The organism is Pseudoalteromonas sp. S3178 (genome assembly GCF_005886985.1).
Classification (GTDB): domain Bacteria; phylum Pseudomonadota; class Gammaproteobacteria; order Enterobacterales; family Alteromonadaceae; genus Pseudoalteromonas; species Pseudoalteromonas carrageenovora.
This window is the reverse complement of sequence record NZ_PNCW01000066.1, coordinates 13,033-30,561: the sequence shown is the minus strand read 5'-3', so window position 1 is coordinate 30,561 and position 17,529 is coordinate 13,033. Positions and strand designations below refer to the sequence as shown.

Annotated in this window: 9 protein-coding genes; 8 read left to right on the top strand and 1 reads right to left on the bottom strand. The window is 38.6% G+C overall.

Annotated elements, in window-relative coordinates:
* Position 1: 1 nt before the first annotated feature.
* From CWC11_RS17060 to mdoH, 7 genes are all read left to right on the top strand, one after another.
* Positions 2-532 (top strand): hypothetical protein, encoded by a 531-nt coding sequence (locus tag CWC11_RS17060; RefSeq protein WP_138683642.1) that lies wholly within the window; start codon positions 2-4, stop codon positions 530-532.
* The gene (locus CWC11_RS17055; RefSeq protein WP_138683641.1) at positions 532-1,317 is read left to right on the top strand and encodes a TatD family hydrolase; all 786 of its coding nucleotides are present in this window, start codon (positions 532-534) and stop codon (positions 1,315-1,317) included. Before CWC11_RS17060 ends, CWC11_RS17055 begins: the two co-directional genes overlap by 1 nt.
* A complete protein-coding gene (locus CWC11_RS17050; protein ID WP_138683640.1) occupies positions 1,317-3,167 on the top strand; it encodes a sensor domain-containing diguanylate cyclase in 1,851 nt (616 codons plus the stop codon). Before CWC11_RS17055 ends, CWC11_RS17050 begins: the two co-directional genes overlap by 1 nt.
* Before the next feature lie 11 nt (positions 3,168-3,178).
* On the top strand, positions 3,179-4,189 hold the full coding sequence (gene hemB, locus CWC11_RS17045; RefSeq protein ID WP_138683639.1) for a porphobilinogen synthase: 1,011 nt from the start codon (positions 3,179-3,181) through the stop codon (positions 4,187-4,189).
* A 127-nt stretch (positions 4,190-4,316) separates the two neighbouring features.
* Complete coding sequence (locus CWC11_RS17040; RefSeq protein ID WP_138683638.1) at positions 4,317-7,046, top strand: ExeM/NucH family extracellular endonuclease; 2,730 nt, start codon at positions 4,317-4,319, stop codon at positions 7,044-7,046.
* A gap of 335 nt (positions 7,047-7,381) precedes the next feature.
* Positions 7,382-9,001: an OpgD/OpgG family glucan biosynthesis protein gene (locus CWC11_RS17035; protein ID WP_138683637.1), complete on the top strand. Its 1,620-nt coding sequence runs from the start codon at positions 7,382-7,384 to the stop codon at positions 8,999-9,001.
* Positions 8,973-10,934 carry a glucans biosynthesis glucosyltransferase MdoH gene (mdoH, locus tag CWC11_RS17030; protein WP_138683636.1) on the top strand — a complete coding sequence of 654 codons (1,962 nt, stop codon included), beginning with the start codon at positions 8,973-8,975 and terminating at the stop codon, positions 10,932-10,934. Before CWC11_RS17035 ends, mdoH begins: the two co-directional genes overlap by 29 nt.
* A 610-nt stretch (positions 10,935-11,544) precedes the next feature.
* Here the strand turns inward: mdoH and fusA are convergent.
* Positions 11,545-13,629 (bottom strand): elongation factor G, encoded by a 2,085-nt coding sequence (fusA, locus tag CWC11_RS17025; RefSeq protein WP_058548791.1) that lies wholly within the window; start codon positions 13,627-13,629, stop codon positions 11,545-11,547.
* A gap of 508 nt (positions 13,630-14,137) precedes the next feature.
* Here fusA and CWC11_RS17020 point away from each other — a divergent pair.
* Positions 14,138-17,122, top strand: a complete 2,985-nt coding sequence (locus CWC11_RS17020; protein WP_138683635.1) for a DUF3857 domain-containing transglutaminase family protein — start codon at positions 14,138-14,140, stop codon at positions 17,120-17,122.
* Positions 17,123-17,529 lie beyond the last annotated feature (407 nt).

The window sequence follows — 17,529 nt, the reverse complement described above, 5'->3', positions numbered from 1 at the left end:
AATGAAAAAACAACTACTCTCACTACTGGTTTTACTAAGCGCTCCTACCGTTACAGCGCAAGAAATTAACGTTCAAGCATTACAAGCATGCAGCTTTATTGAAAATGATTTTAATCGCTTACTTTGCTACGACAACACAGTTGCAGGCAAACCGCTAACAAAACCAAGCGAGAAAAAAACACTTACGCCGCCAAAGCCAGTCGCTAATATAACGCCTAACGTAAGCGCTCCCGTTGCTGCGGTAACAGCTTCTGCTCCTGCAGCTAAAGGCGATGACTTTGGATTAGAGCATAAAGAAATTACCAAAGATAAAGATGAAAATATTACAGCTCTCGTATCATCAGTAAAAAAAGCACCATATGGCGAACTTATTATTAGCCTTGATAATAGCCAAGAGTGGCGTCAAATTGGTTCAGATAGTCTTAAACTAAAAGAGTCTGACACTGTTGTTATTAGTCGTGGAGTATTTAATTCATTCCTATTGCGCAAAGATGGGCAAAACCGCTCTATTCGTGTGAAGCGCACTCAGTAATGATCGATAATTTAATTGATGCAGGCGTTAATTTAACTAATCATCAATTTGATCAAGTTCATGATGACGTAATTGCCCGCGCTAATGCTGCGGGCGTTAAAAAAATGCTCGTTATAGGTTGTGATCTAGTAAGTAGTAAGCAATCACTTGAGCTTGCTATAAAGCACCATCAATACGCAACGGCAGGCATTCATCCACACGACGCTAAATTAGCTACAAATGAATTAGAAGAGCAATTAACTATGCTTGCAAACAACAAGCAAGTTATAGCGATTGGTGAATGTGGCCTAGATTATAATCGTGATTTTTCACCTCGAGATGTACAGCGTAATGTTTTTAAGCGCCAACTCGCCTTGGCTGAAAAGCTAGATTTACCAGTATATTTGCATGAACGCGATGCAAGTGATGATATGCTGAGTATTCTGCGAGAATATAACGTACGGGGTGTACTTCATTGCTTTACGGGTAATGCGCAAGCACTTAAAAGCTATTTAGAATTAGGTTTGTATATTGGCATAACTGGCTGGGTATGTGATGAAAGGCGCGGCCAAGAACTGCAAAAATTAGTTCCAAGTATTCCTTTAGAACGACTGTTAATAGAAACAGATTCACCTTTTTTAATTCCACGAACAGTAAAGCCAAAGCCGAAATCACGTAAAAATGAGCCCGCGTTACTGCCTTATATTTGCCAAACAATTGCTCAGCTTTATCAAATTGATGAAAGCGTAGTCGCAAATCAAACGACAAAAAACTTTTACCGTGTTTTTGGTTTAGAGAATCGTTAATGACGTGCGCAAAGGTATTTTTAGGCCTGTTATTGCTTCTTTGTTCTTTTTGCTCTTTTGCTAATCCTGTTGTAACTAAAAACTTTAAATCTATAAAAGTAGATACATTAAGTTATTCTTTCTCACCTACCTCTGCACAAGATGCCTATATAAATAATAAGTCTGATTGGCGAGCAATAACTAATGAGCCTTTAAACTTAGGTTTTGAGCAGCGCCCTGTATGGCTAGTATTTACAATTAAAAATACGTTAACAGTGAATACCTTTTCTTTGCTGTCCTTAGATAACCCGCTTTTAAATGAAGCACAGATTTATCACTTCTATAACTCCAAATTACTATCGCATACTCAGCTTGGTGATTCATTTTCGCTTTCACAGCGAACGCTTAAGAGCGAATCTCTACTAGCAAAGCTAACTCTACCTGCAAATAGTGTGAGTACTGTAATTATTAAAGTAAATAATGCTGCGGGGCTACGCGTGCCTATTACGCTTTGGCAGCAAGACGCCTATCTAATCCATAAAACAAAACTTAATTTAGTTTTTGGGTTACTTATTGGCTTTTTATTTTCGCTTGCTATGAGCTGCTTAGTTTTATACGGCTTTTCACGCAAATTATACTTTGCTTACGCTGGTGTGATAACCCTCACTCTAGGCGTACTACTTGCGTATTTATGTGGCTTTGGGGTTCGCTACTTTCACCCTAATCTACCTGCTGCACAGCAGTTTATGATCCCAGTATTATTAATGCTCACAACGCTAATTTTTTTACCACTACAAAAACAATTATGCCAAACAAAAACATCTAAATTAATTACAGGGCAAAGCATAGTAACCAGCATATTTGCTGTTACTTTACTCTTTATTTGGGCTTTGCCTAACGCTTTACTAACTATTTATTGCTTAATCGCCACACCTATTGTTGTTTGCTATTACCTAATTACAACAATAATATGCATGCGCAATACACCATCAAAACCTATACAAGCGCTGATAGTTGCACTGACATTCTTTTTACTTGTTCTGATTTATCTCATTATTGCTGTTTTTGGATTGTACCCGCTTAGTAGAAGTAGCTTAGGATTTGTATTTGTTTGCTTTTTTAGTAGTACTTTTTGTTTGTGTTACTCAGTAATGAAGTTATTTATTTTAGAGCGAGATGAGCAAGTAATTACACAACAAACCTTGATTGCTGAAAATGCAGCCCAAGATACACTTCTAAAAGAGCGTTTAATGTTGCAAGAACAAACTCAAAAGGAACTAGAGTCACAAGTTGATGAGCGTACTTTTGAGTTGCAAGTAACACTTCGTGAACTCGAAGATAAAAATCACGAGCTTGAGCAGCTTAATATGGAAGATGCACTTACAGGTGTTAAAAACCGACGCTTTTTTGATAAAAAACTCATTATGGAACTTCGTCGCTCTCGACGTGAGCAAACACCATTGAGTATTATTATGCTCGACATAGACCGATTTAAAAGTGTAAACGATAACTACGGGCACTTGACCGGCGATCAAGTTATTCGTGCAGTTGCTGATACCATTAAGCAACATTTGAAGCGTCCACTTGATGAAGTTGCACGCTATGGTGGGGAAGAGTTTGTAATTTTATTACCAAATACACCTCACGATGGCACACTAGAAATTGCAGATAGGATCCGTAAAGCAATTGAAACTAATCAAATAAATGTAGCAGGCACATTTATTAATGTCACCGTGAGCGCGGGAGCATACACCGCGGTTACAGATGATATAAACAACCCTGAGCTTTTTACTCATAATGCCGATAAAGCACTTTATTACGCCAAGCAAAACGGTCGTAACCAAGTAATTAGTTTTCCAATACCACAGTAGGAGCATAGATTATGGCCCAATCAGGACTCGACCTTTTTCCATATACCCGCATGCGCAGAATGCGCCGTAGTGATTTCTCTCGCCGCTTAATGGCTGAAAACCAATTAACAGTTAACGATTTAATATTTCCGGTGTTTGTACTTGAAGGTAAAAACCGACGCGAAACGATTGAGTCTATGCCTGGTATTGAGCGCTTATCAATTGATTTACTTTTAGATGAAGCAAAAGAACTTGTTAAATTAGGTATACCGGCAATAGCTATTTTTCCGGTTACACCTTCTGATAAAAAATCTCTTTTTGCTGAAGAAGCATATAACGATGATGGGCTTGCACAGCGTACCGTGCGTGCACTAAAAGAAGCTTTCCCTGAGCTAGGTGTAATAACTGATGTAGCACTTGACCCATTTACCACTCACGGGCAAGACGGCATTATTGATGACGAAGGTTATGTAATTAACGATGTAACAACCGAAATTTTGGTTAAGCAGGCGCTTTCACATGCGCAAGCTGGCGCAGATGTAGTTGCTCCTTCGGATATGATGGATGGTCGTATTGGCGCTATTCGTGAGGCTCTTGAAGCGGATGGTCACATTCATACTCGCATAATGGCTTACTCAGCTAAGTATGCATCTAGCTATTACGGACCATTTAGAGATGCTGTAGGTTCAGCCGGTAATTTAAAAGGTGCCGATAAAAAAACCTATCAAATGGATCCAGCTAACTCAGACGAAGCTATACGTGAAGTGGCTCTGGACTTACAAGAAGGCGCAGACATGGTGATGGTGAAGCCAGGAATGCCATACCTTGATGTAGTACGCCGTGTAAAAGATGAGTTTGGTGTACCTACTTTCGCATATCAGGTAAGCGGTGAATATGCAATGCATAAAGCTGCAATCGATAACGGTTGGTTAGCAGAAGAGGCCACCATAATGGAATCTTTACTCGCATTTAAACGTGCTGGTGCTGACGGTATTTTAACCTACTTTGCAAAGCAAGCCGCACTGTACCTATATAATAAGTAAATAATTTTTCGAGAAGGCACTTCTGCCTTCTCATTTACATTTGTTAACATTTCTGTATTATTTTTGTCATTTATATTCTCTACACTGGTTGTCCCATTTTGGGATTAATACACGGGAATAATAAAAAATGTTTAAAACAAAAATAACACCACTAGCACTTGTTATAGCAAGTCTCAGTGCGCCAGCCTCCGCCGATCTAATCATTTCTGAATATATTGAAGGAAGCAGTAATAACAAAGCGATTGAGCTTTATAATAATAGCGCTTCAGAAATTGCTTTAGATGGTGTAACACTCAACCTATTTTTTAATGGTAAAACAGAAGCTAGCCAAGTCATTTCACTTGAAGGCACCTTAGCTGCCGAAACAACTTATGTAATTACCCATACAAGTGCGAATGATACTCTTGCTGCTTTTGCAGACTTACAAAGTGGCGGTGTTGGCTTTAATGGCGATGACGCGATTGTACTAATGCAAGGCGATACAGTTATTGATAGCTTTGGCCAGGTAGGCGTAGACCCAGGTACATTTTGGTCAGATGATACAGCACAAACTCAAGATAGAACCTTACGTCGTAAAAACAGTATTACAACTGGGCGCACAGCTTCAACTGCTGAATTTTCTCCTGGTGATGAGTGGATAGAATACGATAAAGATACATTTGACGGTTTAGGTTCACACGCAGGTAATGGTGGAACAACACCGGAACCAACTCCTGAGCCGGAGCCACTAGAACCGCTTGTATGTGACGCAGATAAAACGCTTATTAGCGCTGTACAAGGCGCAGGCGATGCAAGCCCATTAGTGGATACTGTTGTTGAAATTGAAGGTATTGTAACCGCTGATTTTCAAGGTGAAGATGGCTTAGATGGCTTCTTTGTTACCTCATTAGCAGCAGATGTAGATAGCGACCCAATGACCTCAGAAGGTCTATTTGTATACTTTACCGATACCGATGTAAATGTAGGTGACCACGTACGCGTACAGGGTACCGTTGATGAATACTACGACTCAACACAACTAGCAGATGTAACACAAATTGCAGTATGTGGTACTGGCGAAGTCGCCTCTGCAACTACAATAAGCCTACCATTAGACAGCCAAGCTGATCTAGAAGCCTACGAAGGTATGCTCGTAAGCCTAGATCAAACATTGGTTGTTACTAATAATTACGGCTTAGGTCGTTATGGTGAAGTAGAACTTGCCACTGAGCGTTTGTACCAAGGTACTCAAATTGCATTGCCAGGTGATGCAGCAAATGCTGTTGAAGCGGCTAACCTAACTAAAAAAATATTATTAGACGATGGCTCCACAGCGCAAAACTCAGATCCAACGGCTTACCCAGCTGCAGGTTTATCTGCAGAAAACACACTACGTACTGGCGATACTGTAAATGCAGTAACAGGGGTAGTTACATACAGCTTTAGCACGTACCGTATTCATCCAACGGTTACACCGCAGTTTATAGCAACCAATGCGCGTGAAGATGCGCCGGAGCAAAGTGAAGAGGCCGATTTACGAATCGCTAGCTTTAACGTGCTTAACTACTTTAATGGTGATGGCCAAGGCGGTGGTTTCCCAACTAGCCGCGGTGCTGATTCAGAAGAAGAGCTTGTTCGCCAAGAAGCTAAGCTTGTTAGCGCTATTAGCGCCATGCAGGCAGATGTTGTTGGCCTAATGGAAATTGAAAACGATGGCTTTGGTGAATTTAGCGCTATTGCAAGTTTAGTAAATGCACTAAACGATGCTGATACAGCTAACAATTATGCTTATGTTGACTTTAATGTAAGCCAAATTGGTACCGATGCAATTACTACTGCCCTTATTTACCGCGCAGATAAAGTAGAAGAAGTAGGCACTGCGGCAATCACTACTGATTACCCATTTGATTACAGCAACCGCGCCCCTATTGCGCAAAGCTTCAAATCACTTTCAACAGATGAAGTATTCACTGTGTCTGTGGCGCACCTTAAATCTAAAGGTAGCTGTGGCGATGACAATAACGACGACCTAGGTGATGGCCAAGGCTGTTGGAATGAAATTCGTACCGAAGCTGCGACCGCATTTAGCAACTGGCTTGATGGAAAACCAACCGGTGTAGAAGACGAAGATATCATTCTTGTTGGTGATATGAACGCTTACGCAATGGAAGATCCAATCCGTAAGTTTGACGAAAAAGGCTATAAAAACGTAGTGGCTGAGTTGGATGGCGATACACTTAGCTACTCTTACAGCTTCTCTGGCCGTGCAGGTAGCCTTGACCACGCTTTAGCAACCGACTCGTTACTTAGTAAAGTTGTTGCAGCAAATGATTGGCATATTAACGCTGACGAGCCAATTGTGCTTGATTACAACCTTGAATATAAAAGTGAAGGTCACCAATCAACGCTTTACTCAGAAAGTGCATACCGCGCGTCAGATCACGATCCTGTAATCATCGATATTAAGTCTGAAGTTGTACTAACTCCAGAAGAACAAACTCCTGTAATAGCGCCTGATCAGGTTTTTGCAATTGATGAAAATAGCCCTATAGGTACAGTTATTGGCACGCTAGATTTTAGCGACCCAAATGCAGACGAGTCTCCTGTAGTTAAGTTTATTGTTTCAGGTAACGATAGCGTTTCAATTAATAATCAAGGCCAGCTAATCGTTGCCAAAGATATTGATTATGAATTTGAAAACCGCATTACTTTAACAGTCCAAGCGCAAGACAGTGCTGGTAATGTATCAAGTGCTGAAACAGTTGCTGTAAAAGTAAATAACCTACGCTCAGATGATGACAATGATGCCGGTTCACTACTTTGGTTAACGCTTCTTTTAGCACCACTTTCTGTACTTCGCAGATTTAAAAAGAAATAACTTAAACTAGTTAGCTAAAAAGCCGCTTTGTTTAGCGGCTTTTTTATTTTTATACAAATGTAATTCAGACAAGCTTCATTAAAGCCCCCGTAATATGGTCATACTATCTGTAAATACTCTAGTAATTAATCAGTAACAACTACACAACCTTGAGTGATTTTTACACAACTTAACTAATTTTTATTTTTTAGGTTTAATTACTCATTGAAAAAGCTGAACTTTTTAAACGGGCTCAGATTTTGCTGTAAGTGGTAAGCCGATATTTACAAACTAAAACAAAAATCAATATTTACCCTAATACGTAAAAATAAGTGTGTTTTTATTAAGGAATGAGAATGAAACAATTAACCCAAAAACTGCCACAGTGGCCAAAGAAGTCAGCGCCATTACTGGGTCTACTTATTATTTTTTCAACTTGGGGCAATAGCAACCAAGCAATAGCCGCAACAGGTGACGTAGCAATCCCGCAAAGTAGCTTATTTGATGTAATTAGCGCTCGCGCTAAAAAGCTCGCAAGCGAAGAATATGTACCACCTAAAAATATTGAACTTGAAGCGCTAAATAATATTGATTACCAAGACTACCGTTCAATTCGATTTAAAAAAGATAAGTCAGTTTGGAAAGACGAAGGCCTTTACGAATTGCAACTCTTCCATCCAGGATTTTTATATAAAACACCCGTTACAATAAATACTGTTGATGGCGACTCTAACCGTAGCCGCTTACCTTTTAGCACTGACTTTTACCAATACGATGGAACAGCAGCCCCTTTACAAGAAGAAATAGCAAAGAGTGTTGCCGGCACTCAGTTAGGCCATGCGGGCTTTCGTGTGCATTACCCATTAAATACCAATGAGTATAAAGACGAAGTGATGGTATTTCAGGGAGCATCGTATTTTAGAGTTGTTGGACCAAACCAAGTGTATGGTTTATCTGCTCGCGGCTTAGCAATAGATACCGCTGAAAACTCAGGTGAAGAGTTTCCGATGTTTAAAGAGTTTTGGTTGGCTAAACCAAAACCAGATCAAACTAATATTACTATTTTTGCTCTGCTAGATAGCCCGTCAGTGTCTGGCGCATATAAGTTTAATGTAGACCCTACAACAAACATGCTTGTTGATGTTGATATGCAAATTTTTGCGCGTAAAGATATTAAAAAGCTGGGTGTAGCACCGCTAACAAGTATGTTTTATCACGGCGAAAACAGCACTAAGTTTTTTGATGATTACCGCCCTGAGGTTCATGACTCAGACGGCTTACTAACTCAATCAGCCGATGATAAATGGGTATGGCGCCCACTTAACAACCCTTCTCAGTTAAGTGTTACATCGTTCTCATACAATAATCCAAAAGGGTTTGGTTTAGCGCAGCGTGACCGTGAGTTTAATAATTACCTTGATACAGAAGCACATTATCATAACCGCCCTAGCCTATGGATTGAACCGAAAGGCGATTGGGGAAATGGCCGTGTAGAACTAGTAGAAATACCAACCGATACAGAAACTAACGACAATATTGTAAGTTACTGGGTACCTGAAAAGCCAATGAAAGCTGGGGATTCATTAAAACTAAGCTACAAAATGACTACCTTTAATGCTTTTTTAACTCAGCACGAAAAAGCGCGTGTACTACGAACAAGAATTGGTAGCGCAGCCCTGCCAGGTGAAGATAATCCGCCACCACCAAGTCACCGCCAATTTACCGTAGACTTTACAGGCTCAGATATAAATCACCTTTCTGAGCAACTAAAACTAGACGCAGACATTCAACTTACAACGGGTGAAGTAACCGATGTAAATGTGCAAAAACTTCCAAATTCACAAGGATGGCGTGTAGCCTTTAAAATTGCACCACAGGACGATCAACCCGTTGATATGCGTTTATCGTTAAAGTTACGTGACAAAGAAATTAGCGAGGTATGGAGTTATGTTTGGTACCCAAATGACATCAAGTAATAAAGGAAAAGGCACACCCATGCCATTCAAAACACTCAGAGTATGGTTATTTGCCATTGCTGCCTTAGGCACATCGGGGTACGGCATATCTATTATGTTTGAGATTTTAAGCTCAAACGGTATGACCTTGCTTGAATATGCCCTTTTGGTTTTATTCTCTATTACCTTTGCATGGATAGTAACGGCTTTTTGCAGTGGTACAATTGGTTTTGTGCTGCAATTATTTCGTATCGACCCATTAACATTAAAACGTATTAAACCTATTAAGTTTGATAATACAGCCCTTGCTCAGCAAAAAACAGCTGTAGTTATGCCTATTTATAACGAAGATACTCACCGAGTTATTGCGGGCTTTGAAGTTAGCCTGCAATCTTTAAAAGAAACTGGTCAGCTTGATAATTTTGATTTTTATTTATTAAGTGACACACAAGACTCAGAAATAGCTAAAAATGAGTTAAGTGCTTGGCATGCATTATGTGAACGTCTTGGTGATACTGCCAAACACGTATTTTATCGTCGCCGCGAAGACAACAAACACCGTAAAGTAGGTAACCTTACCGACTTCTGCGAACGTTGGGGTAGCCAGTACGATCACATGATTGTACTTGATGCCGATAGCGTAATGACAGGTAAATGTATGTTAGAACTAACAACTAGCATGATTAATAACCCACAAGCTGGCTTAATTCAAACAATCCCTATTCCTGTGCGCCAAGACACCTTTTTTGGCCGTTTTTTACAGTTTGCCTCGGTGCTTTATAGCCCAATGCTCGCTACTGGCTCTGCTTTTTGGCAAACAGATAAAGCCAACTACTGGGGCCACAATGCAATTATTCGTGTTGAAGCATTCATTAATTATTGTGGTTTACCAACACTTGAAGGTAACGCACCTTTTGGCGGCGAAATTTTAAGTCATGACTTTGTTGAAGCATCGTTACTTCATAGTGCTGGTTGGGATGTACTACTACTATCTGAAATTGAAGGTAGTTATGAAGAAGTACCAAGTAATATTCTAGATTACGCTGTACGCGACAGACGTTGGGTACAAGGTAATATTCAGCACTTAGGGCTATTATCTTCGTCAAAATTAAAACTAATGAGTAAACTGCACTTTTTATTAGGTGCAACAGCGTATATCTCATCATTAATTTGGCTCTCTATGCTTGCACTTAGCACTATAGATGCAGTTACTCGCGCGCTCAACAGTGACGTTTACTTTAACCGTGTTTATCAGTTATTCCCTACTTGGCAAATAGCTAAAACAGATCTAATTGATTCGTTACTTTACTTAACCATTGTTATTTTATTAATGCCTAAATTGATGGGCGTAATTGTTACTCTTATCCACAGAAACAAACGCTTTGGTGGCTCAATTAGACTTATAATGGGCTCAATTATCGAGACCGTATTTGCAATTATTGTTGCGCCATTAATGATGGTCTTTCATGCTTATTTTGTACTGTGTGTATTTTTAGGTAAAAAAGTAAAATGGGATGCTCAACCTCGCGAAGGGCGAATGGTCCCATGGAAAGAAGCATTTGGTTATACATTATTTTCAACTTTAGTGGCCATAGCTTGGGGTAGTGTTTCGTATTACTTTACGCCTGTATTCTTTTGGTGGTTATCTCCTATTTTACTCGGCTTGATTTTGGGAGCTCCAATTATTCGCTACACAAGTAGTATCAAGCTTGGTGTACAACTAAGAAAAATGGGAATATTTATTTGCCCTAGTGAAGTTGATAACGACACAACATTAGAGGCGCTTAAAACGCACCTGAAAGAGATTTCAGTACCAAAGGAAGGTGCTTATCCACAAACTACCCCACCTCTTCCTCAAGAGCATATGGTTACAATGCCTATCCAAAGCTTTAGTAAGTCACGCAAGCTAAAGATGAAAGCGCTAAAAGCTAAAGCGATAAAAAAGTTTAATTAGCGCTAAATAAAAAGCCATAAAAATCAAAAAAGGAGCAATAAGTTGCTCCTTTTTTATTACCATCAATAATGCAGTTAAGCATTACATTGCGAATTATTTGAAAAATTGGCTTTATCACATATTTTACTTTTATAAAGCTTAGCTATATCAGCTTGCGTTTGTTCAGTGAGTCGCCAATTATAGAAATTAACAGACTTACCATTTTCTAGCTCAACCCTAAAAACAGTACAAATAAACAATGGTTTAAATGAAACACATTTTATACCAATCTGCTTATATATGAGGCCTATTTAACGTTAAGAAAATTACGCTAGAACTAGGCATAAATTTTTGTATCTAGTTGTTCTAAATAAAAAATTTTTAACGACGTTATAGTGCAATTTAATTCGTTAAATTGATCAAAGATTTATGCAGGTTGGTATTATTTCTTCGCTATTGATATAGCACTCGTTCAAAAAGCGTGTGTAGTTTATTCCTGCTTTATAACAATTGAGAAAGCGAAGGTGAAGGATATTTAAAAGGGTTATTACCACAAAAATAACTAATATAAATTTTTGGCAATAAAAAACCCGCAACATGTGCGGGTTTTTTTAAAGAGTTAAAGTGCTAATTACTTAGCAGCTTTTTTCTCTTTTTCTGCAGCGATTACAGTATCAGCTACGTTTTGTGGACATGCTGCGTAGTGTGAGAACTCCATAGAGAACTGACCACGACCTGATGTCATTGTGCGTAGTGAACCGATGTAACCGAACATTTCTGATAACGGAACGTCAGCTTTAATACGAACGCCAGTTAAACCAGCTTCTTGGTCGCTTAACATACCACGACGACGGTTAAGGTCACCGATTACGTCACCAACGTGATCTTCTGGAGTGAACACGTCAACTTTCATGATTGGCTCAAGAAGTTGTGCGCCCGCTTTAGGGATCGATTGACGGAAAGCACCTTTAGCAGCGATTTCGAACGCGATTGCTGATGAATCCACTGCGTGGAAGCCACCGTCAAAAAGTTCTACTTCAACGTCTAGTACTGGGAAGCCAGCTAGAACACCTTCGCCCATCATTGACTTAAAGCCTTTCTCAACTGCAGGCCAGAATTCTTTAGGTACGTTACCACCAACAACTGATGATTTAAACGTAAAGCCTGAAGCAACTTCGCCTGGCTTGATGCGGTAGTCGATTTTACCAAACTGACCAGAACCACCAGATTGTTTCTTGTGCGTGTAGCTATCTTCGATTTCACGAGTGATAGTTTCACGGTAAGCAACCTGTGGTTGACCAACGATAAGGTCTACACCGTAAGTACGCTTAAGGATATCAACTTTGATATCTAAGTGAAGCTCACCCATACCTTTAAGGATAGTTTCGCCTGAATCTTCATCAGTCTCAACTTGGAAAGATGGATCTTCTGCAACCATTTTACCGATAGCAACACCCATTTTCTCATTACCGCCTTTATCTTTAGGCTGTACAGCAATCGAGATTACTGGAGTTGGGAATACCATTGGCTCAAGTGTTACTGGGTGCTTAGGATCACATAGAGTGTGACCAGTTTGCACGTTTTTCATACCAACGATAGCGATGATGTCACCAGCTTGTGCGCTAGTTAATTCTTTTCGCTCATCAGCTTGCATCTCAACCATACGGCCAACACGCTCAGTTTTACCAGTAAACGCGTTAAGGATAGTGTCACCCTTGTTAAGCTTACCAGAGTAGATACGTACGAAAGTTAATGCACCAAAACGGTCATCCATGATTTTGAATGCAAGCGCTTTGAAAGGTTCATCAGCAGATACAATTGCATGCTCGCCGTTTTCGTTACCATCTTCATCCATAAGAGGTTGAGGATCAACTTCTGTAGGTGCTGGTAAGTAATCAACAACAGCATCAAGTACTAGTTGCATACCTTTGTTTTTGAATGCAGAACCACAGAATGTAGGGAAGAAAGCAAGGTCACGAGTACCTTTACGGATACAACGCTTGATATCTTCTAAAGAAGGTACTTCACCTTCCATGTACGCTTCCATTAGGTCATCGTCTTGCTCTACAGCAGTTTCGATAAGCATCTCATGGTATTCTTCAGTTTTTTCTACCATGTCTGCAGGAACGTCTGTGATTTCGTAGTTTTCTGGAAGACCAGTTTCGTCCCAGATGTATGCTTTTTTAGTTAGCACGTCTACAACACCAACGAAATCATCTTCAATACCAATTGGTAAAGTCATGATTAGTGGAGTAGCACCAAGTACTTTACGTACTTGCTCAGTTACACGGTAAAAATCAGCACCCATACGGTCTAATTTGTTTACGAAGATAATACGTGCAACTTCTGATTCGTTAGCGTAACGCCAGTTAGTTTCTGATTGTGGCTCAACACCACCAGAACCACAGAATACACCAACACCGCCATCTAATACTTTAAGTGAACGGTAAACTTCAACTGTGAAGTCAACGTGTCCAGGAGTATCGATAACGTTGAAACGGTGATCTTTCCAGAAACAGCTTACTGCCGCAGACTGGATAGTAATACCGCGCTCAGCTTCTTGATCCATGAAATCTGTAGTAGATTCACCATCATGAACCTCACCAGTTTTGTGGATAGTACCTGTAAGCTTCAGGATACGCTCAGTAGTAGTGGTTTTACCCGCATCAACGTGCGCGAAAATACCAATGTTTCTGTACTTCGATAAATCTGCCATTATTTTACTCTTAATAAAGTCGATAAATTATTCGGCGGGAGTATAGCATTACTTCAAGCGAACATCACCATACAAGTCGCTTAAAATGCAATCAATTCAATAAAATTTTTTTAGATTTGAATGAAGTACCAATTAAATGACACTGATTATTATATAAACCATTAAAACTATTATGTTTTATTTAATAATCAGGGTATTTAGTACAGTACTTATTAATTTTGTATTGATTACCTTGAGATGGTTATGACTATCAATAATGTTGATAATTTGGCTAATTTTTGTCATAGCCTATCCCCATAAAAATCAAAGTTCATTAACAAACGTCCAGATAAATACACTGAATAAATCGCTAAAATTATTAAAATATATGTTTCATTGAGCACGTAAAAATAACGGGGCAGTAGGGCTCTGTACAATTCATTTAGTGTGATAAGCTAAATTAAAATACGTCACTTTATTAATAAAATAACGTGGTAGAACCTTTGATAATAAATAATAAGAATTAATAATGAAAAGGACTTCTCTGTACTTTGCCAGTTGGCTACTTACCTTCAGCTTTTTGTTTTACAACACATCAGCATTTGCTAAGCAATATGAAATAGATAAGCCTAACGAGTGGGTTATTCATCATAATGTCAAGCAACCTCAAAAAAGTGACTTGGAAAAAGTGCGAGATGGTACTTTATACCTATTACTTGATAACCAAATATATGTTCCAAATAGACAAAAGCAACAACGTTATACCCGCCTAGCTATGAAAGCTATAAATCAAAGTGGTGTTGATTATATTAGTCAGCTTAGCCTTGATTTTGATCCGAGCTACGAATCGCTAATATTAAATAGCTTAACAATTATTAGAAATAATGAGCGTATAGATAAGCTTAGTAGTGCGAAAATGTCGGTTATACAAGGTGAACCTGAATTAGCAAATCGTATTTATAACGGTAGCCTTTCACTAAATATCATTATTGATGATATGCGCAGTGGTGACACACTCGATTACAGCTACACAATTACGGGGAGCAACCCTGTATATGCTAATAAATTTAGTACAAGGAAAACCCTTAACTGGTCTGTACCGGTAGTACAACAAAAAATGCGCGTGCTTTGGGGTAAGAAAACGCCTTTACATATAAATACAATCAACGGCGCAACCGATATTAGAGAAGCGTCTAATAAATATGGTACAGATTATTCTATATCTCTATTTGAAGCCCCCCTACTAGAGCAAAACTCTCAAACTCCTACGTGGTACGACCCATATACACAAGTATATTTTTCTGAGTTTGACGATTGGGGAGAGGTAGTTAACTGGGCACATCCACTTTATCAATCAGCCATAGAAACTCCCAACAGTATTGTAGACATAGCTGAAGGCATAAAATCAAATTACACAAAAACTTCAGATAAAATTGCAGCAGCGCTGCGATTTAGTCAAGACGAAATTCGTTACTTAGGGCTTGAGATGGGCACTAATTCACATCAACCAACACCAGCCTCAGAAACGCTATCGCTACGATACGGTGATTGCAAAGATAAAACTGTACTGCTTATTTCGCTATTAAAAGCGATGGATATAGAGGCCTTCCCTGCGCTAGTTGATACAGAAGAAACCAAACGTTTAAAAGAACTTCCTCCCTCGGCAAGTGTATTTAATCACGTAATTGTTACGCTTAAACAAAATGGCAAACGCTACTGGCTCGACCCTACGGTTAGCTACCAACGAGGAACTCTCGAATATTTAGCACAACCCGATTATGGGTATGCCCTAATAATTGACGATCAAAATGAAGCGATACTAACCTCCATGTCGCAAAAGCCTGTACATACTAATATATCTGTAGAGGATAACTTTTTTATTGCAGAGAAAGCATCTGAGCCATCACGTTTTGAAACCAAATACACGTATGCTGAATTTGAAGCAATTAATCGCAGAAGCAATATAGCCAGCAGTGGTTTAAACAGCGTTGCTAAATCTTACTTTGAGTATTATCAAGGCTTTTTAAACGGCTTATCAATTAATGAAGTCATGTTAACTAGTGAGCAAGAAAAAACAGGTAAACTAGTAACCAGAGAATCATATTTAATTAGTGAATTCTGGGAAAAAACAGATGAAGGCTACGAAGCTGATTTTTATGCGAGTGAAATACAGAATAGCGTTTACGAACCAAAGCAGATAAATCGTAACGACCCACTTTATTTTGACTACCCGAATATAATTAACACCACAATAAAACTGCATTTTTCAGAAAAAGGTTGGGGATTTGACAACAACAAAGAAGAAATTGATAACGCTTACTTTAATCTAAAAACAGCCGTTGAATTTAATGATAACGTTTTAAAACTGAGTTATGACTATTACGCAAAACAAGATCATATAAAAGCTGCTCAAATAGATGACTATTTAGCACAGCGTAAAAAGCTGATATTGGCAACTCATTACTCTATTTTAAAATACGCTAAAGCTAGCGATACGCCACAAACTGCAGCAGATGTATTGGATAGCTTTGGTTATAGCTGGCTAAAATACATACTAGCTGGCTATATTTTAGTACTCATATTTTTTATTGCTGACTGGCGATTAGAGTCTGCTAAAAATATAAAGTTTGAAAGTAGTTCATTTTATGCCGTATCTGTGAGTAAGTTTATTATGTACAGTATTTTGAGTTTAGGTCTATTTGTTAACTATTGGAGCTATCGTAATTTTAAGGCCATTAAAGAGCGTGACAACTCAAGCATAATGCCTATTGCTCGAGGCGTATTTGCATTTTTATGGTACTACCCTCTGTACAAAGCACTAGCTCAGCACAGCCAAAAACAGTTTAATAAAAATAAAATAATGCCTAGTTGGGTTGCTGTAATACTGTGGTTAATAGTACTTGCCAGTACTTTCGCTTATCGTATGGATGAATACGCAACTATAGTGATTTGTATAATGCCATTTTTATGGTTGCCTCTAGTTAGTTACATTGAGCAAACCGATACAAGGAAAGAAGCCCTACATTACAATTCACATTGGCGAATCAGACAATATTTAATCTCGCTTGCGTTTGCACCTTTATTATTTTTAGGTGTACTTCAAGAGGTAAATATTTTACCTAATGCCGCAATTGTAAAAGGAGATAGTTTATGGCCTTACCAAATACACTTTTTAAAGCGAAACCGCCTTACACCAGAAAACGAAGACATACTTTATTTTTATAGTGATGCAGTATTTGATTATCGAGAAGACGGAAATGGGATAACCGAGAACTATATTTTTAGTTACTACAAAAACGATGACGGTAAACTTGAATCAGACCTGAGTCACTTTAAAGATATAAAAGAGATAGAAGCTTCATACGGTAAAACTAAACTTGATAACACAACTATTAAAGTAATAAAAACTGACGGTAGCGATTTTTTGCTTATTGTAGGGCGCCTAAATGAACAAGATAAAGTGCTTGTGGAGCAAATTAATTTACGCATAACATCTAAAAAAGTAATTAATTAAAATATCGCCTCTAATAAATATTTAAAGTAATTAACTATAATGCCACTTAAAAATACGATTAAGTAAAATGACTTAAGTGGCTAATAGTAATAAACATTTCTTATTTAATGGCACATCATGTAATAGTTATAAAACCATTTTTATCATAACATACAAAACTCAAAGCTTAATAATAAGAATTATTTGCATTTAGGTGTTGACAGTTTATTAGATCTAACTGATAATCAATATCAACAAGACGGAATGCATACCCCTTGTTAAGGAATGAACTGATTTGTTTCTCGACCCTGAAACAACGTGTGGCGCACGTAAACAGCTATGGTTACTTGTTATGAACCGCAACGCCCCTTGATGTTGATGATAAGTAACCGCCCTACTATTTTACTTGCTACATTGCTCATATCGGT